Origin of the sequence: Clostridium sp. HCS.1 (genome assembly GCF_047900555.1) — a bacterium.
Lineage (GTDB): Bacteria > Bacillota > Clostridia > Clostridiales > Clostridiaceae > Clostridium.
Genome location: NZ_CP170704.1, coordinates 3,555,611 through 3,577,500, shown reverse-complemented (window position 1 = coordinate 3,577,500; position 21,890 = coordinate 3,555,611). Strand labels below are relative to the sequence as shown.

12 protein-coding genes, 3 tRNA genes and 5 rRNA genes (1 of these 20 cut by a window edge) are annotated in these 21,890 nt (G+C 35.0%); 18 read left to right on the top strand and 2 right to left on the bottom strand.

All coding sequences use genetic code 11. The annotated features are described in order from the left end of the window. From ACFYH6_RS17160 to ACFYH6_RS17090, 15 genes are all read left to right on the top strand, one after another. Nucleotides 1-2,603 (top strand): 23S ribosomal RNA (locus ACFYH6_RS17160) (it extends 303 nt beyond the left edge of the window). A 162-nt stretch (nt 2,604-2,765) separates the two neighbouring features. Further along, nucleotides 2,766-2,882 (top strand): 5S ribosomal RNA (gene rrf, locus ACFYH6_RS17155). Nucleotides 2,883-4,476: 1,594 nt separating this feature from the next. Continuing rightward, nucleotides 4,477-5,992, top strand: a 16S ribosomal RNA gene (locus ACFYH6_RS17150). A 244-nt stretch (nt 5,993-6,236) separates the two neighbouring features. After that, a 23S ribosomal RNA gene (locus ACFYH6_RS17145) occupies nt 6,237-9,142 on the top strand. 152 nt (nt 9,143-9,294) lie between these two features. Beyond that, nucleotides 9,295-9,411: ribosomal RNA gene (rrf, locus tag ACFYH6_RS17140) — 5S ribosomal RNA — on the top strand. The 16S, 23S and 5S rRNA genes sit together here with 2 tRNA genes alongside, the layout of an rRNA operon. Nucleotides 9,412-9,417: 6 nt before the next feature. Then, nucleotides 9,418-9,494 (top strand) — tRNA-Ile (locus ACFYH6_RS17135). Between the two features lie 5 nt (nt 9,495-9,499). Beyond that, nucleotides 9,500-9,575: transfer RNA gene (locus ACFYH6_RS17130), tRNA-Ala, on the top strand. 247 nt (nt 9,576-9,822) lie between these two features. Further along, nucleotides 9,823-9,969, top strand: a complete 147-nt coding sequence (locus tag ACFYH6_RS17125) for a hypothetical protein (RefSeq protein ID WP_316345604.1) — start codon at nt 9,823-9,825, stop codon at nt 9,967-9,969. Between the two features lie 139 nt (nt 9,970-10,108). Continuing rightward, nucleotides 10,109-10,552, top strand: coding sequence for a hypothetical protein (locus tag ACFYH6_RS17120; RefSeq protein WP_416180539.1), 444 nt, complete (start codon nt 10,109-10,111; stop codon nt 10,550-10,552). A 23-nt stretch (nt 10,553-10,575) separates the two neighbouring features. Further along, the gene (locus ACFYH6_RS17115) at nt 10,576-11,028 is read left to right on the top strand and encodes a VanZ family protein (RefSeq protein WP_416180538.1); all 453 of its coding nucleotides are present in this window, start codon (nt 10,576-10,578) and stop codon (nt 11,026-11,028) included. Between the two features lie 356 nt (nt 11,029-11,384). Further along, nucleotides 11,385-12,926 carry an AbgT family transporter gene (locus ACFYH6_RS17110; RefSeq protein WP_416180537.1) on the top strand — a complete coding sequence of 514 codons (1,542 nt, stop codon included), beginning with the start codon at nt 11,385-11,387 and terminating at the stop codon, nt 12,924-12,926. Nucleotides 12,927-13,485: 559 nt separating this feature from the next. Further along, the gene (gene fusA, locus ACFYH6_RS17105) at nt 13,486-15,561 is read left to right on the top strand and encodes an elongation factor G (protein WP_416180536.1); all 2,076 of its coding nucleotides are present in this window, start codon (nt 13,486-13,488) and stop codon (nt 15,559-15,561) included. A gap of 87 nt (nt 15,562-15,648) precedes the next feature. Then, on the top strand, nt 15,649-15,885 hold the full coding sequence (locus ACFYH6_RS17100; RefSeq protein ID WP_316345218.1) for a hypothetical protein: 237 nt from the start codon (nt 15,649-15,651) through the stop codon (nt 15,883-15,885). 126 nt (nt 15,886-16,011) lie between these two features. After that, nucleotides 16,012-17,250 (top strand): competence/damage-inducible protein A, encoded by a 1,239-nt coding sequence (locus ACFYH6_RS17095; protein ID WP_416180535.1) that lies wholly within the window; start codon nt 16,012-16,014, stop codon nt 17,248-17,250. Nucleotides 17,251-17,458: 208 nt separating this feature from the next. Next, on the top strand, nt 17,459-18,388 hold the full coding sequence (locus ACFYH6_RS17090) for a type II CAAX endopeptidase family protein (RefSeq protein ID WP_316345216.1): 930 nt from the start codon (nt 17,459-17,461) through the stop codon (nt 18,386-18,388). A 31-nt stretch (nt 18,389-18,419) separates the two neighbouring features. Here ACFYH6_RS17090 and ACFYH6_RS17085 read toward each other — a convergent pair whose 3' ends face one another. Next, nucleotides 18,420-18,851, bottom strand: a complete 432-nt coding sequence (locus tag ACFYH6_RS17085) for a hypothetical protein (RefSeq protein ID WP_316345215.1) — start codon at nt 18,849-18,851, stop codon at nt 18,420-18,422. A 125-nt stretch (nt 18,852-18,976) separates the two neighbouring features. Here ACFYH6_RS17085 and ACFYH6_RS17080 point away from each other — a divergent pair. The 3 genes from ACFYH6_RS17080 (at nt 18,977) to ACFYH6_RS17070 (ending at nt 21,031) form a co-directional block, all read left to right on the top strand. After that, a tRNA-Phe gene (locus tag ACFYH6_RS17080) sits at nt 18,977-19,052 on the top strand. A 253-nt stretch (nt 19,053-19,305) separates the two neighbouring features. Continuing rightward, nucleotides 19,306-19,497, top strand: coding sequence for a hypothetical protein (locus ACFYH6_RS17075; protein ID WP_316345636.1), 192 nt, complete (start codon nt 19,306-19,308; stop codon nt 19,495-19,497). 124 nt (nt 19,498-19,621) lie between these two features. Continuing rightward, nucleotides 19,622-21,031, top strand: coding sequence for an IS1182 family transposase (locus ACFYH6_RS17070; RefSeq protein ID WP_416180560.1), 1,410 nt, complete (start codon nt 19,622-19,624; stop codon nt 21,029-21,031). 82 nt (nt 21,032-21,113) lie between these two features. Here the strand turns inward: ACFYH6_RS17070 and ACFYH6_RS17065 are convergent, their stop codons facing one another. Beyond that, on the bottom strand, nt 21,114-21,791 hold the full coding sequence (locus ACFYH6_RS17065; RefSeq protein ID WP_416180563.1) for a uracil-DNA glycosylase: 678 nt from the start codon (nt 21,789-21,791) through the stop codon (nt 21,114-21,116). Nucleotides 21,792-21,890: the final 99 nt, after the last annotated feature.

The following is a 21,890-nucleotide window of genomic DNA, read 5'->3' as shown; positions in this document are numbered from 1 at the left end:
ACATTAACGGAAAATTATAATTAATCGAACACAACTGGAAAGTTGGGCCACAGAGTGTAATAGCCACGTAAGTGAAAATTATAATAACCAAGTTCTGATCCAGAGTACCACGAGACACGTGAAACCTTGTGGGAAGCAGGGAGGACCACCTCCCAAGGCTAAATACTACCTGATGACCGATAGTGAAGAAGTACCGTGAGGGAAAGGTGAAAAGAACCCCGGGAGGGGAGTGAAATAGAACCTGAAACCGTGTGCCTACAACCGGTCAAAGCCCCTTATGAGGGTGATGACGTGCTTTTTGTAGAACGAGCCAACGAGTTACGGTATGTAGCAAGGTTAAGTACTTAAGGTACGGAGCCGAAGGGAAACCGAGTCTTAATAGGGCGACTAGTTGCATGCCGTAGACCCGAAACCGGGTGACCTATCCATGGCCAGGTTGAAGCGGGGGTAAAACCCCGTGGAGGACCGAACCACGTTGCTGTTGAAAAAGCATGGGATGAGCTGTGGATAGCGGAGAAATTCCAATCGAACTCGGAGATAGCTGGTTCTCCTCGAAATAGCTTTAGGGCTAGCGTCGGATATGAGTAATGGAGGTAGAGCACTGAATGGGCTAGGGGGCATATCGCTTACCGAACCTTATCAAACTCCGAATGCCATATACTATTAGTCCGGCAGTCAGACTACGAATGATAAGATCCGTGGTCAAAAGGGAAAAAGCCCAGATCGTCAGCTAAGGTCCCAAAGTGTAAGTTAAGTGGTAAAGGATGTGGGATTTCTAAGACAACTAGGATGTTGGCTTAGAAGCAGCCACTCATTTAAAGAGTGCGTAATAGCTCACTAGTCGAGAGATCCTGCGCCGAAAATGTCCGGGGCTCAAACTTACCACCGAAGCTACGGGCTCAAGATTACTTGAGCGGTAGAGGAGCGTCGTAATCGGGCTGAAGTCGTACCGTAAGGAGCGGTGGACTGATTACGAGTGAGAATGTTGGCATTAGTAGCGAGATGTAAGTGAGAATCTTACAGGCCGAAAATCTAAGGTTTCCTGGGGAAGGCTCGTCCGCCCAGGGTTAGTCGGGACCTAAGCCGAGGCCGAAAGGCGTAGGTGATGGACAATTGGTTGATATTCCAATACCACTATTATCGTTATTATCGATGGTGTGACGGAGAAGGATAGGATGTGCTAGCGATTGGAAATGCTAGTCTAAGCATTTAGGGAGTTAAGATAGGCAAATCCGTCTTAACAATCCTGAGGTGTGATGGGGAAGGCCATTTAGGCTGAAGTATCTGATTCCCTGCTTCCAAGAAAAGCATCTAGAAAGAGAAATAGTGCCCGTACCGCAAACCGACACAGGTAGATGAGGAGAGAATCCTAAGGCCATCGGAAGAATTGCAGTTAAGGAACTAGGCAAATTGACCCCGTAAGTTAGCGAGAAGGGGTGCCTGCGAGAGCAGGCCGCAGAGAATAGGCCCAAGCAACTGTTTAGCAAAAACACAGGTCTCTGCTAAAGCGTAAGCTGATGTATAGGGGCTGACGCCTGCCCGGTGCTGGAAGGTTAAGGGGAACACTTAGCGCAAGCGAAGGTGTGAACTTAAGCCCCAGTAAACGGCGGCCGTAACTATAACGGTCCTAAGGTAGCGAAATTCCTTGTCAGGTAAGTTCTGACCCGCACGAATGGCGTAATGACTTGGGCACTGTCTCAACTGCAAATCCGGCGAAGTTGTAGTGCGAGTGAAGATGCTCGCTACCCGCGATTGGACGGAAAGACCCCGTAGAGCTTTACTGTAGCTTAGCATTGAGTTCCGATATTGTCTGTACAGGATAGGTGGGAGACTGAGAAACTAGGGCGTCAGCCTTGGTGGAGTCAACCTTGGGATACCACCCTGATAGTATTGGGATTCTAACTGGACGCCATGAATCTGGTGACAGGACATTGTTAGGTGGGCAGTTTGACTGGGGCGGTCGCCTCCTAAAATGTAACGGAGGCGCCCAAAGGTTCCCTCAGAACGGTCGGAAATCGTTCGTAGAGTGCAAAGGCAGAAGGGAGCCTGACTGCGACACCCACAAGTGGAGCAGGGACGAAAGTCGGGCTTAGTGATCCGGTGGTACCTCGTGGGAGGGCCATCGCTCAACGGATAAAAGCTACCTCGGGGATAACAGGCTGATCTCCCCCAAGAGTCCACATCGACGGGGAGGTTTGGCACCTCGATGTCGGCTCGTCGCATCCTGGGGCTGTAGTAGGTCCCAAGGGTTGGGCTGTTCGCCCATTAAAGCGGCACGCGAGCTGGGTTCAGAACGTCGTGAGACAGTTCGGTCCCTATCCGTCGCGGGCGTAGGAAATTTGAGAGGAGCTGTCCTTAGTACGAGAGGACCGGGATGGACTGACCTCTGGTGCACCAGTTGTTCCGCCAGGAGCATGGCTGGGTAGCTAAGTCGGGAAGGGATAAACGCTGAAAGCATCTAAGCGTGAAGCCCCCCTCAAGATGAGATTTCCCATAGCATAAGCTAGTAAGACCCCTTGAAGAACACAAGGTTGATAGGTCAGAGGTGTAAGTGTGGTAACATATTTAGCTGACTGATACTAATAGGTCGAGGGCTTGACCAATAAAATAATGTTATTAATTCATGTGCAATCTTCAGAGAACACTCTGAAAAGGAAACTCACTAAGCAAAGCTTAGGAGTACAAGATTCTTAAAAAGGAATACAAATTGCTAAGGCAATTTGCATAAGTTCCGGTAACCAAATTAAAATTTGGACCGTCACTTATCTGGTGATGATGGCGTAGAGGAAACACTCCTTTCCATTCCGAACAGGAAAGTTAAGCTCTACAGCGCCGATGGTACTGCATGGGAGACTGTGTGGGAGAGTAGGACGTTGCCAGGTTATAAAAGACTTAAGATTTATCTTAAGTCTTTTTTGTTATTAAAATATTTTAATTAGCTAAATTACATAACATATATATTAAGATCAAAGTGACTTTTATTATTTTAAATATAGTGAAAAGAGTAAATATTAGTAAAAAGAGATTATAGCAATGATTTTAGCTTGAAGTCGGAGATGGAGAGTCTAAGTATTAATAAAAAATTGCAAATCAGGTGTCTCATTCTAAAAAAATATGAAATAATTACATTTACCTTAAGTAACTGTTCAAATTTTGCTATATATCAAAATATAAAATATATAGATAGATATAAATAAGAATATATACTACTTTATCTATAGATAATATAGATAAAATAGATTGTTGTAAAAAGATAAAGCCTAATAGTGAAAAATATGCTGATGTATTCTTGTAGTAATAGATGTTCTTTTAGAAGGTAAATAAATTTGTAATTACTAATACAATAGAGTATGTGCTTATTTATAGTTCAGCAAAGTAAAAAAATAAAAGATATAAGGGAGTCATAAAATCATATGAATGTTAAAGAAAATATGAAATAATAAGCAAGAAAAACATACAATATACTTTATGAAAATAATATAAATATTTAAGTATATATTATAATAATATCTCTAGTTATTAATAGATTAGTAAATAGTATCGCCTTATATAAAAAAATATGAATATATAAAGTACAATTTTAAAATTTTATGGGGTGGAGAGATGAATTTAAATGATATCTTTTTTGAATAAATTCTTATTTTGATATAAACAATGAGATTTGAGGTATAAGTATAGGTAGTGAATTTTTTTATCATAATAGATTAATTTTTATAAATTAAAAAGGTAAATAACTAGTTTTTTATTAAAAAAATACTAGGCAAATAATTATATAATAGTAAATGTGTCATATATACAAGAATTAGTAAATTATATAATAGGTAGAAAGGTAATAATTAAAAGTGGCATAATATATAAGAAATATGTAATAAAGAATAATGTTATAGTATAAAAATATATAATTTAAAATACTTGGATAAGTAGTTTAAATTTTATTACAAAAAAGAATAAAATAATAAATAATTATATTATAAATTCTAAAATATTTTAAAAATAAATACCTAATAATTTTATTGTTAGGTACTTATTAACTAATATATTAACAACAACTAATCCACATGTATCAATATATAAAAAACATAGAATAATGTACATAATTATATATAATAAGGAGAAAAATATAATATATTAAGAATTAGTTTTAAAGTGAAAGGGTATTAATATGATATTATGTAAATCGTTCCTTACAGAACAAGTTTTCAAGTCAGCAAAGTTGAATGAAAAAATTCAATAAAAAATATGTTGACAAGGAAATTTGAAAGTGATAAGATAAGGAAGTCGCTTGAGGGCGACGAAGAAAATGGTCTTTGAAAATTGAACAGAATATAAGTTAAGTATAAAGTAAACCAGCAATTCTTTTAAGTCTTAAGTGAGAATCTAAATTTTAATTTAGTAATTCGAACTTACAACGCTGAGAACAGGAAGCGTTGTTACATTGATTAAGACTCAAAGTAATTTGAGCAACAGATTAAACTTTTTATTGAGAGTTTGATCCTGGCTCAGGACGAACGCTGGCGGCGTGCCTAACACATGCAAGTCGAGCGAGGAGAGTTCCTTCGGGAACAAACCTAGCGGCGGACGGGTGAGTAACACGTGGGCAACCTGCCTTATAGAGGGGAATAGCCTTCCGAAAGGAAGATTAATACCGCATAACATTGCACTTTCGCATGAAAGAGTAATTAAAGGAGCAATCCGCTATAAGATGGGCCCGCGGCGCATTAGCTAGTTGGTGAGGTAACGGCTCACCAAGGCGACGATGCGTAGCCGACCTGAGAGGGTGATCGGCCACATTGGGACTGAGACACGGCCCAGACTCCTACGGGAGGCAGCAGTGGGGAATATTGCACAATGGGGGAAACCCTGATGCAGCAACGCCGCGTGAGTGATGAAGGTCTTCGGATCGTAAAGCTCTGTCTTCAGGGACGATAATGACGGTACCTGAGGAGGAAGCCACGGCTAACTACGTGCCAGCAGCCGCGGTAATACGTAGGTGGCGAGCGTTGTCCGGATTTACTGGGCGTAAAGGGAGCGTAGGCGGACTTTTAAGTGAGATGTGAAATACCCAGGCTCAACCTGGGGGCTGCATTTCAAACTGGAAGTCTAGAGTGCAGGAGAGGAGAGTGGAATTCCTAGTGTAGCGGTGAAATGCGTAGAGATTAGGAAGAACACCAGTGGCGAAGGCGACTCTCTGGACTGTAACTGACGCTGAGGCTCGAAAGCGTGGGGAGCAAACAGGATTAGATACCCTGGTAGTCCACGCCGTAAACGATGAATACTAGGTGTAGGGGTTGTCATGACCTCTGTGCCGCCGCTAACGCATTAAGTATTCCGCCTGGGGAGTACGGTCGCAAGATTAAAACTCAAAGGAATTGACGGGGGCCCGCACAAGCAGCGGAGCATGTGGTTTAATTCGAAGCAACGCGAAGAACCTTACCTAGACTTGACATCTCCTGCATTACTCTTAATCGAGGAAGTCCTTTCGGGGACAGGATGACAGGTGGTGCATGGTTGTCGTCAGCTCGTGTCGTGAGATGTTGGGTTAAGTCCCGCAACGAGCGCAACCCTTATTGTTAGTTGCTACCATTTAGTTGAGCACTCTAGCGAGACTGCCCGGGTTAACCGGGAGGAAGGTGGGGATGACGTCAAATCATCATGCCCCTTATGTCTAGGGCTACACACGTGCTACAATGGCAAGTACAAAGAGATGCGATACCGCGAGGTGGAGCTAAACTATAAAACTTGTCTCAGTTCGGATTGTAGGCTGAAACTCGCCTACATGAAGCTGGAGTTGCTAGTAATCGCGAATCAGAATGTCGCGGTGAATACGTTCCCGGGCCTTGTACACACCGCCCGTCACACCATGAGAGTTGGCAATACCCAAAGTTCGTGAGCTAACCCGTAAGGGAGGCAGCGACCTAAGGTAGGGTCAGCGATTGGGGTGAAGTCGTAACAAGGTAGCCGTAGGAGAACCTGCGGCTGGATCACCTCCTTTCTATGGAGAAATCTAGTAAGCATGGCGCTTATCTAGTATAACTTAGAAGATGGTTTATCTTAACTTCTGTTCAATTTTGAAGGACTAAGTTCTTCAAGCTTCTCTAAAGAGAAGTAGCCGACCATATCAAAATCATAGATTTTGGATGTCTGGCCATGTTCTTTGAAAATTGCACATGAATAAAAATAACAACAAGCCAAAAATATTCTTTGTGAATAACTTTGTAATAAATTACTTTTTAAAAGGTCAAGCTACAAAGGGCGCATGGTGAATGCCTTGGCATCAGGAGCCGATGAAGGACGTGATAAGCTGCGATAAGCTTCGGGTAGGCGCACATAGCCAGTGATCCGAAGATTTCCGAATGAGGGAACTCACATGGGAAACCCCATGTATCCTGTGATGAATAAATAGTTACAGGAAGGTAAACCTAGGGAACTGAAACATCTAAGTACCTAGAGGAAGAGAAAGAAAAATCGATTTTCTTAGTAGCGGCGAGCGAAAGGGAAAGAGCCCAAACCAGAGATTTATCTCTGGGGTTGCGGACAGAACATTAACGGAAAATTATAATTAATCGAACACAACTGGAAAGTTGGGCCACAGAGTGTAATAGCCACGTAAGTGAAAATTATAATAACCAAGTTCTGATCCAGAGTACCACGAGACACGTGAAACCTTGTGGGAAGCAGGGAGGACCACCTCCCAAGGCTAAATACTACCTGATGACCGATAGTGAAGAAGTACCGTGAGGGAAAGGTGAAAAGAACCCCGGGAGGGGAGTGAAATAGAACCTGAAACCGTGTGCCTACAACCGGTCAAAGCCCCTTATGAGGGTGATGACGTGCTTTTTGTAGAACGAGCCAACGAGTTACGGTATGTAGCAAGGTTAAGTACTTAAGGTACGGAGCCGAAGGGAAACCGAGTCTTAATAGGGCGACTAGTTGCATGCCGTAGACCCGAAACCGGGTGACCTATCCATGGCCAGGTTGAAGCGGGGGTAAAACCCCGTGGAGGACCGAACCACGTTGCTGTTGAAAAAGCATGGGATGAGCTGTGGATAGCGGAGAAATTCCAATCGAACTCGGAGATAGCTGGTTCTCCTCGAAATAGCTTTAGGGCTAGCGTCGGATATGAGTAATGGAGGTAGAGCACTGAATGGGCTAGGGGGCATATCGCTTACCGAACCTTATCAAACTCCGAATGCCATATACTATTAGTCCGGCAGTCAGACTACGAATGATAAGATCCGTGGTCAAAAGGGAAAAAGCCCAGATCGTCAGCTAAGGTCCCAAAGTGTAAGTTAAGTGGTAAAGGATGTGGGATTTCTAAGACAACTAGGATGTTGGCTTAGAAGCAGCCACTCATTTAAAGAGTGCGTAATAGCTCACTAGTCGAGAGATCCTGCGCCGAAAATGTCCGGGGCTCAAACTTACCACCGAAGCTACGGGCTCAAGATTACTTGAGCGGTAGAGGAGCGTCGTAATCGGGCTGAAGTCGTACCGTAAGGAGCGGTGGACTGATTACGAGTGAGAATGTTGGCATTAGTAGCGAGATGTAAGTGAGAATCTTACAGGCCGAAAATCTAAGGTTTCCTGGGGAAGGCTCGTCCGCCCAGGGTTAGTCGGGACCTAAGCCGAGGCCGAAAGGCGTAGGTGATGGACAATTGGTTGATATTCCAATACCACTATTATCGTTATTATCGATGGTGTGACGGAGAAGGATAGGATGTGCTAGCGATTGGAAATGCTAGTCTAAGCATTTAGGGAGTTAAGATAGGCAAATCCGTCTTAACAATCCTGAGGTGTGATGGGGAAGGCCATTTAGGCTGAAGTATCTGATTCCCTGCTTCCAAGAAAAGCATCTAGAGAGAGAAATAGTGCCCGTACCGCAAACCGACACAGGTAGATGAGGAGAGAATCCTAAGGCCATCGGAAGAATTGCAGTTAAGGAACTAGGCAAATTGACCCCGTAAGTTAGCGAGAAGGGGTGCCTGCGAGAGCAGGCCGCAGAGAATAGGCCCAAGCAACTGTTTAGCAAAAACACAGGTCTCTGCTAAAGCGTAAGCTGATGTATAGGGGCTGACGCCTGCCCGGTGCTGGAAGGTTAAGGGGAACACTTAGCGCAAGCGAAGGTGTGAACTTAAGCCCCAGTAAACGGCGGCCGTAACTATAACGGTCCTAAGGTAGCGAAATTCCTTGTCAGGTAAGTTCTGACCCGCACGAATGGCGTAATGACTTGGGCACTGTCTCAACTGCAAATCCGGCGAAGTTGTAGTGCGAGTGAAGATGCTCGCTACCCGCGATTGGACGGAAAGACCCCGTAGAGCTTTACTGTAGCTTAGCATTGAGTTCCGATATTGTCTGTACAGGATAGGTGGGAGACTGAGAAACTAGGGCGTCAGCCTTGGTGGAGTCAACCTTGGGATACCACCCTGATAGTATTGGGATTCTAACTGGACGCCATGAATCTGGTGACAGGACATTGTTAGGTGGGCAGTTTGACTGGGGCGGTCGCCTCCTAAAATGTAACGGAGGCGCCCAAAGGTTCCCTCAGAACGGTCGGAAATCGTTCGTAGAGTGCAAAGGCAGAAGGGAGCCTGACTGCGACACCCACAAGTGGAGCAGGGACGAAAGTCGGGCTTAGTGATCCGGTGGTACCTCGTGGGAGGGCCATCGCTCAACGGATAAAAGCTACCTCGGGGATAACAGGCTGATCTCCCCCAAGAGTCCACATCGACGGGGAGGTTTGGCACCTCGATGTCGGCTCGTCGCATCCTGGGGCTGTAGTAGGTCCCAAGGGTTGGGCTGTTCGCCCATTAAAGCGGCACGCGAGCTGGGTTCAGAACGTCGTGAGACAGTTCGGTCCCTATCCGTCGCGGGCGTAGGAAATTTGAGAGGAGCTGTCCTTAGTACGAGAGGACCGGGATGGACTGACCTCTGGTGCACCAGTTGTTCCGCCAGGAGCATGGCTGGGTAGCTAAGTCGGGAAGGGATAAACGCTGAAAGCATCTAAGCGTGAAGCCCCCCTCAAGATGAGATTTCCCATAGCATAAGCTAGTAAGACCCCTTGAAGAACACAAGGTTGATAGGTCAGAGGTGTAAGTGTGGTAACATATTTAGCTGACTGATACTAATAGGTCGAGGGCTTGACCAATAAATATTCAAGAATGAAACTCAACAAGTTGAGTAAATTCGAGAAACAAAATCAAAGATTTTGGCTCTCATTCATGTGCAATTTTCAGAGAATAAAGTTCTCTAAAAAAGTAGTTGACAGTATATTTGATTTACAATATAATGTTAATGTGATCTGGTGATGATGGCGTAGAGGAAACACTCCTTTCCATTCCGAACAGGAAAGTTAAGCTCTACAGCGCCGATGGTACTGCATGGGAGACTGTGTGGGAGAGTAGGACGTTGCCAGGTGAATAAGGATCTTTAGCTCAGTTGGTTAGAGCAACCGGCTCATAACCGGTCGGCCCGGGGTTCGAGTCCCTGAAGGTCCACCATATTTGGGGGTATAGCTCAGTTGGGAGAGCACTTGCCTTGCACGCAAGGGGTCAAGGGTTCGAATCCCTTTACCTCCACCAAGAAGTTATAGTAATATAACTTCTTTTTTTTATCTTATTATATTTCAAATTGATATTACATAAATTATGTTAATATATATTGATTTTAAGTGATAAATGTAACTATTTGTTGATAAAGAGAGAAAAAATTTAAAAATTGCCTAAATTTTTAAATAGGAATAGGATAAAAAATAATATATAATTAATATAAGAATAAATTAATTATTATCAAAGGTTAAGGTCTTATCCTTAGATGGGAAGTGTTTGTATGGGCAAAAGGGATGACTTAGAGCGAAAATTAGTAGATTTAAAGTTAGAAAAAAGGAAATTAGTATTATCAGGAAAGAATACGAATACATTAGATGAATTAATAAAAGAAATAGAAGAAAAGTTAAAAGAGCTAAATAACGAATAGGCAAATACTTAATAGATCTAAATAATAAGTTTAGGTCTATTTTACTTTATGTGTATTTAATATTTAAGAATAAATTATTAGAATACAGCATATTAAATTGTAAAGAAGTAATCTTTCTATTTAATGAGGGGGAGTAAAAATGATAAGAACTGTTGTGTGTATTAAGGATGGGTGCAGTGGTAATAGATTTAATTTAGAAAGTAAAGAAGATAGCTTAAATTTAGTTTGCTCTGAATGTAAATCTAGATATAATATAGATGTGAGCAAAAATGAATATATAATAATGCCTAATTGCTGTAGTTGTAATAATGATACTTTTAAAGTTTATAGGGATATAGAAAAAAATAATATATATATGCAATGCGCAAAATGTGGAGATACACCTGAAAAGGTGTATGTTGACTTAGATGGTGTACAAGTATCTTATGAAGCAAAACTTTTAAATGATATAAAGCAAATAATGACTTTGGTAGAGCAAAGAATATGCAATTTAGAAGTTAATGTTAAGGGTTTAGAAGGCAGTCAAAGTATATTGGAACAATCGCTTGCATATATAAATAGGTACTTAGTTGAAAAAAATTAACTATATAAACAGAAGGAGAGTTTATGGATAAACATAAAAAGAGGATAGCATGGGTTTTATTAATTGCGTGGATGATATTAATCTTTTTAATGTCACACCAACCAGGAGAAATTTCAAGTAGCCAAAGTGATTTATTATTAAAAGTATTTAGTCTTATTGGAATAGAATTAAATGATTATTTTGGAGAACTTGCAACATTTATAGTAAGAAAAGCAGCTCATTTTTCAGAGTATATGATCTTATTCTTTCTAGCATATAATGTTTCAATAAAATATACTAGAGAAAAACAAGTAAGGTTATATTTAATTATTTTTGTATTTCTTTATGCATGTACAGATGAATTTCATCAAAATTTTATACCAGGAAGAAATATGGCATTTAAGGATGTGCTAATAGATACTATAGGTGGAATTGTCGGATATATTATAATAACTATAATTGATAAATTTAAATTAAGAAAAGGTAAGGGCAGCTGATAGCTGTCCTTATATTTTTATAACTTATATATAAGTCACTTAAATGAAATTATTACAAAGCAATCTTGCATTAAACCCTCAGGAATGAATAATCAAGTATTTATTAAATAATAAAATGAAATATATAATGACTTATCTAAGATTATATATTTTCAAGATAGTTTCATTTTAATACAATATTGATAAAATAATATTAATTTTATTAATAAATTTTAATAAAATTAATAAGAAAACTTGAAAAAAGTTTAATATGATTATATAATGAGTTTGTATTTAATCTAAAATTATACAAATTTGAATTAAATAAATAATGAAATTTTAACATAATTTAATATTCAATTTGAGGGGGACAGAATATGAAAACAAAAGAAAAAAGCGTTAAAAGTAATACGGGGATTTTAGGGGCAATCGAAAGTATTGGTAATAAGTTACCTCACCCAGGTACTATTTTTGTAATATTGTGTGCCATTATTGTATTTGTATCTGCTATAATGGCAAAAATGGGTGTTTCTGTAACTTATACTGGGCTAGATAGAAGTACAATGGAAATAAAGGAGATGTCAGCAAAGGTAATTAGCCTTTTAACTCCAGATGGAATTAGATATATGTTTACTTCCGCAGTTAAGAATTTTACTAGTTTTGCTCCATTAGGGACAGTTTTAGTGGCATTACTTGGAGTTGGTGTTGCAGAAGGAACAGGACTTATAGGAACTTTACTAACAAAATTAGTTACAAGTACACCAAAAAGATTAATTACAGTTGTGGTAGTATTTTCAGGTGTTATGTCAAGTATAGCATCTGATGCAGGTTATGTTGTACTTGTTCCTCTTGGTGCTATAATTTTTCTAAGCTTTGGAAGGCATCCAATGGCAGGGTTAGCTGCAGCTTTTGCAGGAGTATCTGGTGGATATAGTGCCAACTTATTAGCAGGTCCAACAGATGCACTATTAGCTGGTATATCTACAGAAGGAGCTAAATTGTTTTCTTCAGATGCTTTTGTAGGACCAGCAGATAACTGGTACTTTATTATCGCTTCTACTTTGATAATAACTATAGTGGGTACTATAATAACTGAGAAAGTTGTAGAACCTAAGCTTGGTAAATATGATGGAGACGAAAAGGCAAATTTAAATGATATTACAGCAGAAGAAAAAAGAGGATTAAAGTTTGCTGGAATATCAATGATTATATTTATAATTTTACTTATTATTTCTTTACTTCCAAATGGAGTACTAAGAAATCCAGAGACTAATGAAATATTAAATTCTCCATTTATGGATTCTATAGTTATGATAATTTCTTTATTTTTCTTTATTCCAGGAGTTGCATATGGAATTGGATGTAAGAGTATAAAAAGCGATAAAGATGTGATTGCTTTAATGGCTAAAAGTATGGCAACAATGGGAGGATATATTGTATTAGTTTTCTTTGCAGCTCAATTTGTTCAGTATTTTAATTATACAAACATTGGAATTGTAATAGCTGTTAATGGAGCTAATTTCTTAGAAGGAATAGGATTTACAGGAATTCCTCTAATAATATCATTTGTATTGTTAACAGCATTTATAAACTTATTTATGGGATCCGCTTCAGCAAAGTGGGCTATAATGGCACCAGTTTTTATACCTATGTTAATGAAATTAGGAACATCACCTGCATTGGTACAAATGGCTTATAGAATAGGGGATTCAACAACAAACATTATTTCACCACTTATGAGTTACTTTGCATTAATTGTTGCTTTTGCAGAGAGATATGATAAAAAGTCAGGTGTAGGTACATTAATTACTACTATGGTACCTTATTCAATAGCCTTTTTAGTTTCTTGGACAATTTTACTTATAATATGGTATATGTTTGGATTACAATTGGGACCTGGTGTTGGGGTAACAATATAGATAATAATTGATTCTTAAATAAAGTATAAAGTTAATATAAGTATTTTAGAAATAGATATATTTTTAGGAGTTGTTTTTACAACTCCTTTTTCTTTGAGAAAAGTTAATCCTTAAAGTTTAATGTGATAATAATATTTCATAATTAGATATTATTTAGAATAAATAATATTAATACAGTATTAATATTATTTTTTTATAAATGAAGTAAAAGATATTTTTTAACTATAAAGATGATTAACAATTATAGAAGATGTTAAAAATTTAGATAGAAAATCTTAGAATACTTAATATAATCTTTCCAAATAAAAATATATAAGGTATATTCCACATACACTAATAAACTGAATATTCTGGAAATTTTATTAAATTTATGTTATTCTATAATTACCATAAAACTTTAGTTAAAAATTACTTAAGATACTTACTATAAGTACCAATAATTTAAAATTTATGTACAGAAGAATAAATACAATTAAAAAACGAATTAATTCAAAAACTAATTAGATTTTAAATGAAAGGCAGGTGGAATCATAATATTTAGTAAATATTATGATAGAGTATGAAAAGTTATACCATAGAAAACTTAAGGAATATTGGATTAATAGGACATGGAGGATCAGGAAAAACATCATTAATAGAAGCTTTACTATATCATACAGGTAATACTGATAGGTTAGGTAAAGTAGAAGATGGAACAACAGTTTCAGACTTTGATCCAGAAGAAAAAAAGAGAGGAATATCACTTTCAGCATCTATAGCACCTATAGAATTTAATAATACTAAAATTAATTTAGTAGATATACCTGGATACTTTGATTTTTCAGGAGAACTTATTCAAGGAATGAGAGCTGTTGATGTTGCAACAATAGTTGTGTCAGGAGTATCTGGAGTAAAGGTTGGAACAGAAAAGGCTTGGGATTATTGTAATAAGATAAAATTACCAAGAACATTTTTTATAAATAAATTAGATAGAGAAAATTCAAGTTATGATAGAACGTTAGCACAATTAAAAGAGAAATTTGGAATAAGCGTTGTTCCTGTACAATATCCTATCGGAGTAGAAGATGAATTTAAAGGAGTTATAAATGTAATTTCTAAAAAAGCTAGAATTCATGATTCGAAAACAAAAGAAATAATAGAAGTAGATGTACCAGAAGAATTATTAGATAAGATAGATGAATGTAAGAGAATGATAATGGAGGCAGTTGCTGAAACTAACGAAGAATTATTAGACAAATATTTTAGTGAGGGCGAATTAAGTGATCAAGAAATATATAATGGATTAATAGAAGGTTGTGCATCTGGGGATATAGCACCTGTAATGTGTGGTAGTGCATTAAAAGTTATAGGAATGAGATGTTTCCTTGAAGATGTTGTAGAATGTTTCCCATCACCTAAATATTCAATTCCGCAAAAAGCAATAAATGTTAAAGAAGATGAAGAGGTTTTCATAAATCTTGATGAAGATAAGCCATTTTCTGCATTAGTCTTTAAAACAATAGCAGACCCATTCGTTGGAAAGATTTCTTTGTTTAGAGTAATTACAGGAAAATTAAATAATGAAATAACAGTAGTTAATAGTAATAAAGATAAAACAGAAAAATTAGCAAATATATTTTTCATGAGAGGAAAAAATCAAATACCTACGAAAGAAGTAATTGCTGGAGATATAGCTGCAGTGGCAAAGCTACAATATACTGAAACCGGAGATACATTATGTGACATTAATAATAAAATCATATATGATAAGATGAATTTTCCAAAACCAAATATTTCAATGTCCGTTCTTCCAAAGTCAAAGGGAGATGAAGATAAAATATCAGCATCACTTCAAAAATTATTAGAAGAAGATCCAACTTTCACAGTAACAAGAGATACTGAAAATGCAGAAACTATAATTTCAGGAATTGGAGAAACTCACTTAGAAGTAATAGCTAGTAAACTGAAAAATAAATTTGGAGCAGAGGTTATTTTAAGAATACCAAAAGTTCCATATAGAGAAACAATAAAAGGTGTAGCTGATGTTCAAGGTAAACATAAAAAACAATCAGGTGGACATGGACAATATGGAGATGTAAAAATTAAATTTGAACCAAGAAAAGATGGAGAAATAGAATTAGAATTTGTTGATAATGTTGTTGGAGGCGTTGTTCCGAGAAACTTTATACCAGCAGTTGAAAAAGGTCTAAGAGAATGCATGGATAAGGGCGTTTTAGCAGGATATCCTGTAGTAAGTTTAAGAGCAACATTACATGATGGTTCATATCATCCAGTTGATTCTTCAGAAATGGCATTTAAAATGGCAACCTCTATTGCATTTAAAAAAGGACTAGAACAGGCAAAACCTATATTATTAGAACCAATAATGAAGGTAGAAATTTATGTTCCAGATGAATATATGGGAGACATTATAGGAGATATTAACAAGAGACGTGGAAGAGTTTTAGGAATGGAGCAAGATGGCAACCTTCAAAAAGTTAATGCTGAGGTTCCTTTAGCAGAAATGTTTAAATATACAACTGATTTAAGATCAATGACACAAGCTAGAGGCAGCTTTACAAGTGAATTCGAAAGATATGAAGAAGTCCCAGAAGCGGAATCTAAGAAAATAATTGAGGAAAATGCTAAAAATTAACTATTTGTAAAATGTATAAATAGCATCATATGTGAAAACATATTAATATTATATTAAAAACAAATGATGAAGCTTAGGAGGAACGCTATGCCAGATTATAGAATGAATATAAATGGGCATTTGGGACTTAGCGAATATAGTAACATATTCGATTATATGAGTGTTGTAGATACTAATGATAATTTTACTATAACTTTAGATAATTCAGAAATAGAAAATATAAATATTATCACATCCATGCTAAAGGATAGTAAATTCTCCATATTGAAAGAAGGAATTGAAAATGATGGTAAATACCATATAAATGTAAATAAGATAGAGTAATAAGGGAGCTAATCAAGTTAGAAATGTGACCATAATAATTTTTGTATGGTCACATTTTATGAGATTAGTTGCCTTTTCTCATTTTATGGTAAAATATTTAATATAAGATATATTCAGGAGGATAAAATGAAAGCAGAATTAATATCAATAGGAACAGAATTATTATTAGGAGACATAGTGAACACTAATGCACAATTTTTAGCTAAGGAGTTAGCTACTTTAGGAATAGATGTATATCATCAATGTGTAATAGGCGATAATGAGGAAAGGGTTTTAGCTGCATTCGAAGAAGCTTTTAAAAGATGTGATATAATAATTACAACAGGTGGATTAGGACCAACTCAAGATGATTTAACTAAGGAGTTAGGAGCAAAATACTTTAATAAAAAAATGATATTTCATGAGCCATCATTAGATTGGATAAGAAAATACTTAAATATTGAGGATGAAGAAATACTAGAAGCAAATAAAAAGCAAGCATATTTTCCAGAAGGTTCAGTTATTTTACCAAATGAAAAAGGAACTGCACCAGGAGCGATAATCTCTGATAATAATAAAACTTTGATAATTCTACCTGGACCGCCAAAGGAAATGAGAGCAATGTTTACCGATCATGTAGTAAAATATCTTTCTAACTTAACAGGAGAAATTATTAAATCAAAAACCTTAAGGATGTTTGGTATTGGAGAAAGCCTAATGGCGAAAAAAGTAAATAATATAATTCAAGAAAGTACTAATCCTACAGTTGCACCATATGCTAAAGATTATGAAGTTACTTTAAGGGTTACTGCTAAGGAGAAAAGTGAAGATAAATGTGATGAATTAATTAATTCAAAATGTAATGAAATAAAGTACATTCTTGAAGAATATATATATGGAGAAGGAGAAAAATCATTAGATACAGTTGTTGCTGAACTTTTATGTGAAAAAAAAATGAGTATTTCTACAGCTGAATCTTGTACTGGAGGAATGATTGCATCTACTTTAATAGCTTATCCAGGAATATCAAAAGTCTTTAAAGAAGGAGCTGTTACTTATTCTAATGAAGCGAAAATAAAATTACTTGGGGTTAAAAAAGAAACTATAAATAAATTTGGAGTGGTAAGTAAAGAAGTTGCTAAAGAAATGTCTGAAGGAATGGCAAAGATGGCGAATACAGATATTGCAATATCTACAACTGGGCTAGCTGGACCAGATGGTGGAACAGATGAGAAACCAGTAGGACTAGTTTACGTTGGATTATTTATAAAGGGCAAAACTATAGTTAAAAAATTAAACCTTACTGGAGATAGAGAGTCTATAAGGAAAAAAGCTACTATGAATGCATTAAATATATTAAGAAAAGAGTTAATAAGGAATTATTAAAATTAAATAATCCCCTTATGTTATTCAAAACAAATAGGGGATTATTTTTGTATATAAATAAAATGGGGGAGAGGCGATTAACTGTGGAAACTTTCTCGCTTCATTATAATTATTTACAATAAACGAAATTATTATACATATACTATGGGGCAAGAATATATTTTAATATATTAATTGAATATTATGGATGTATATAAAAGGAGAAATTATGAAAAAAGTTTTGAAAGCAAATATATATTTTTTAATTATACTTATTTTAGAAATATTGGGTCCATATGCTTTAAGACCAATTTATGCTGTTTTAGGCATAAGAGATTTAAGATTTATTTTATTATTTAATCATGTAATTTTATTTTTAGTTCCAGCAATAATATATTTATTGGTTACTAAATCTTCATTTAAAATTAAATTAAGATTAAATAAGCTACATTGGCAAGATACATTATTAATAATTTTATTGGCATTTATTGTTCAACCAGTTATGACATTTTTATCTTTAATATCTACCTTCTTTTTTAATAATGAAGTTGGCTCATTTATTTATGAGATATCATCAACTCCTTATGTATTATTATTGGGATTAGTAGCTTTATTACCATCAATAACAGAGGAAATTACATTAAGAGGTATTGTACTTTCAGGTTATGAAAATAAAAATAAATATGTAGCGGCAGCAATAACTGGTTTATTTTTTGGAATATTTCACTTAGATGCACAACAATTTTTATATGCTGCAGTGCTAGGGTTTATATTTTCCTTAGTAGTTAGAATTACCAATAGTATTTATGCGTCAATGATAATGCACTTTATAATTAATGGTACTTCTGTAACACTTGCTAAAATATCTAAAATAATTACAGAGAATTTACCAATGGCTATGGAAAATACTGAGTTTAGCCTTAAGAATATCAGTTCAGAAGAAAAACTTTTACTTTTAATAACCTATGGAGTTATTGCTATTATTTTTTCAATATTTGTGTTTTTGATAATTTATGCTTTAGAAAAGATTAAAGCTAAGAGAAGTTTAATAGAAGGAAATTCATTGATAGAAACAGATAAGAGTAAAGAAAGTATATTAAATATCCCATTTATTTTAATTATTGTAATATATATATTTTTTATGATAAGTACTATATAAAAAGGTTAGGAGGTAACATTCTCCTAACCTTTTAGTTTGTTTTATATATAGAAGAGGTACTAAAGAATATAGATATATCTTTAGAATTTACCCAACCCCTATTATTTATATTATTTTTATTTGGTATGTTTATATAAAACCATGTTTCATTATTAAATTCAGCACAATCTAAAATTCCTATTTCAGTATCATTATCTATACGTGCCAATATATTTGAAGATACAATTGGTGATATATATAAAATAGAGTTTGCTTTTAATGTACCTCCTTTATATTTAGGAACAGAGAATTTAACTAATAAATTCTCTGGGTCTCTTTTATGCTCACTATATTTATTTCTTATTATTGAATATTGATTTCTTGTAATGAACAACTGCTTTTTTAGTAATTCTATTTTTTTATTATAATAAAAATAAATAAAGACTATGCTTAAAATTAATAAAATAAATATTATATATCTCATAGTACACTCCGAATAATGTTATAGTTTAGTATATTTTATATTAATAATAAAAATAACTAAATATTATAAATATAGAATAAAATGTTGACATATAAGTAAAAATTTAATAAAATAAATATCGTTAAGGCTCGATAGCTCAGTCGGTAGAGCAGAGGACTGAAAATCCTCGTGTCCCTGGTTCGATTCCTGGTCGAGCCACCAGGTAAAGCTAACTATTAATTTAGTTAGCTTTTTTATTTTTATTAAATAAATTTAAGAGGAATACTATTAGTGGCATTTTATTATTAAAACTAAAAAATATAAAAGTTAAAAATAATACTTAGAGAGTAACAAGAATTATTTATAATGGACGGATATGAATTAATTATACATTAAGCATTATTTAAGAATTACTTAAGAAGTATCAATTATAATAGAAGAATAGAGCATATTTTTATAAATAAGAGGGGTGTTTATGTTGGAAAAGTTATTTTTATCAGAAAGAGATTATGATTATTTAGCAAAGAGCATAATTCTAGGTGTAGTAATAGGAATATTTATAGGAATATTTATTGATAATATAATATTAGCATTTTCTGCATGCACCGCTATTGGAATATTCTTTTCGTTTTTATATTTATTATATAAGAAATTTAAACATCTATAAAAAAAGGCACATATCTGTGCCTTTTTTTATTCAGACTGCTGACAAAGTGTCAGCAGTCTTTAATTTTATACAAATATGTAATATAATTTTAAATATATTAATTTATTACATAGAGGTTTTACTAATGATAAACAAAAGAAAAGAATCACAAAATCAAATGGAAGTGGTTATGCTAGAGCAATTAGTTCCGCAAGACCATTTATTAAGAAAAATTGACAAATACATAGATTTTTCATTTATTAGAGAATTAACTAATGATTTGTATTGTCATACAAATGGTCGACCAGCAGTTGATCCAGTAGTACTATTTAAGATGTTATTTATAGGATATCTTTACGGCATACGCTCCGAAAGGCAACTAGTTAAAGACATAGAAGTTAATTTAGCTTATAGATGGTTTTTAGGATATTCAATTACTGAGAAAATTCCAGATGCATCAACAATAAGTCAAAATAGAATTAGAAGATTTAAAGGTACTGATATTCCACAAAAAATATTTGATAATATAGTTCTTCAAGCTATGGGAAAAGGGCTAGTTGGTGGTAAGATTCTTTACTCTGACTCAACACATATAAAAGCTAATGCTAATAAGCGTAAGTTTGAAAAAGTTGAAGTACAAATAACGCCTAAAGAGTACATAGAACAACTAGATATTGATGTAAATTTAGATAGAGAAAATCATAATAAAAAACCTTTAAAACCAAGAAAAGAAAAACAAGAAACAAAGCAAATTAAGAAAAGTACCACAGATCCTGATAGTGGATATATGATGAGAGATAATAAACCAGAAGGATTCTTTTATTTAGATCATAGAACCGTAGATAGTAAAAATAATATTATTATGGATGTACATGTTACCCCTGGTAACGTCAGCGATAGCGACCCAATATTAAATAGAATAGATAGAATTGAAGAAGTATTTAGTATAAAGCCAAAATATCTTGGTTTAGATGCAGGATATTCAACTAACCCTATTTTCAAGGGGATTGTAGATAGAGATATAACACCAGTAGTTGCATATAGACGTTCTCCTCATAAAAAAGGAATGTACACCAAAAATAAATATATTTATAACTATGATAAAGATATCTATATTTGCCCTAATAATGTTGCACTAATATATAAAACTACGACTCGCGAAGGCTATAGAGAATATCGATGTTTTGAAGAAATATGTATGTGTTGTCCTCATAAAGATAGATGTCTTGGAGAAAAAGCTAAATATAAAATAATTAGACGACATGTTTGGGAAAATCATAAAGATGATAATAAGAACTTTCTTAGAACTGAGAAGGGAAAGGCAATTTACGATAGAAGAAAAGAAACAGTTGAGCGAAGCTTCGCAGATTCAAAAAATCTGCATGGGCTTCGCTATGCTCGCTTCCGCGGATGCGAAAAAGTGTCCGAGCAATGCCTACTAACTGCAGCAGTGCAGAATATGAAAAAGATAGCAACAAGACTATCTTTGCTATTTTTAGATTATATTCATATTATTTTTGATGATATTTTATATATAAGTTTTATCCACAATTAATAATATAAAAACCCTCTGTTTTTTAACAGGGGGTTTTTCAACAAGCTGTATAAAAAAAGGCACATATCTGTGCCTTTTTTTATTAAATATTTTCTATTTGCCAATTTATTGGAACTTTATTAACTGATTTTAAAAAGTCATTTGTTTTAGAAAATGGATGACTTCCAAAAAATCCTCTAAAAGCAGATAAAGGACTTGGATGAGGAGAAGTTATGACAAAATGTCTTTTATTTGTTATAAGTTTCCCTTTTGCTATAGAAGGATTTCCCCAAAGAATAAATACAATTGGATCTTCCTTATCATTAAGTAGTGATATTATTTTATCTGTAAAGTGTTCCCATCCCATATTTCTATGAGAATTTGCTTCATGGGCTCTGACTGTTAAAACCGTATTAAGAAGTAACACACCTTGTTTTGCCCAATTTTCTAAGTAACCATTATTTGGGATATAACAACCGAGATCATCATTAAGTTCTTTATATATATTAAGTAATGAAGGTGGAACTTTAACACCTTTACTTACAGAGAAAGCTAATCCATGAGCTTGATTAGGACCATGATATGGATCTTGACCAAGAATAACTACTTTAACATCTTTATAAGGAGTAAGCTTAAGAGCTGTGAAAATACTATTCTTATCAGGATAAATAGTTTTACTTTGATATTCGGATATTAAAAAAAGTCTAAGATTTTGATAGTATTCCTTTTGAAATTCTTCTTCTAATAAATCTTGCCAGTCATTATCTAATATTTTCTTCAAAAAAAATCACCTCTTTATTATTTGTATATATATTTTCTTCACAAATCCTCTATTTAATAATAGTATATTTATCTAATTTAGGCAAAAACGTTGCCTAGA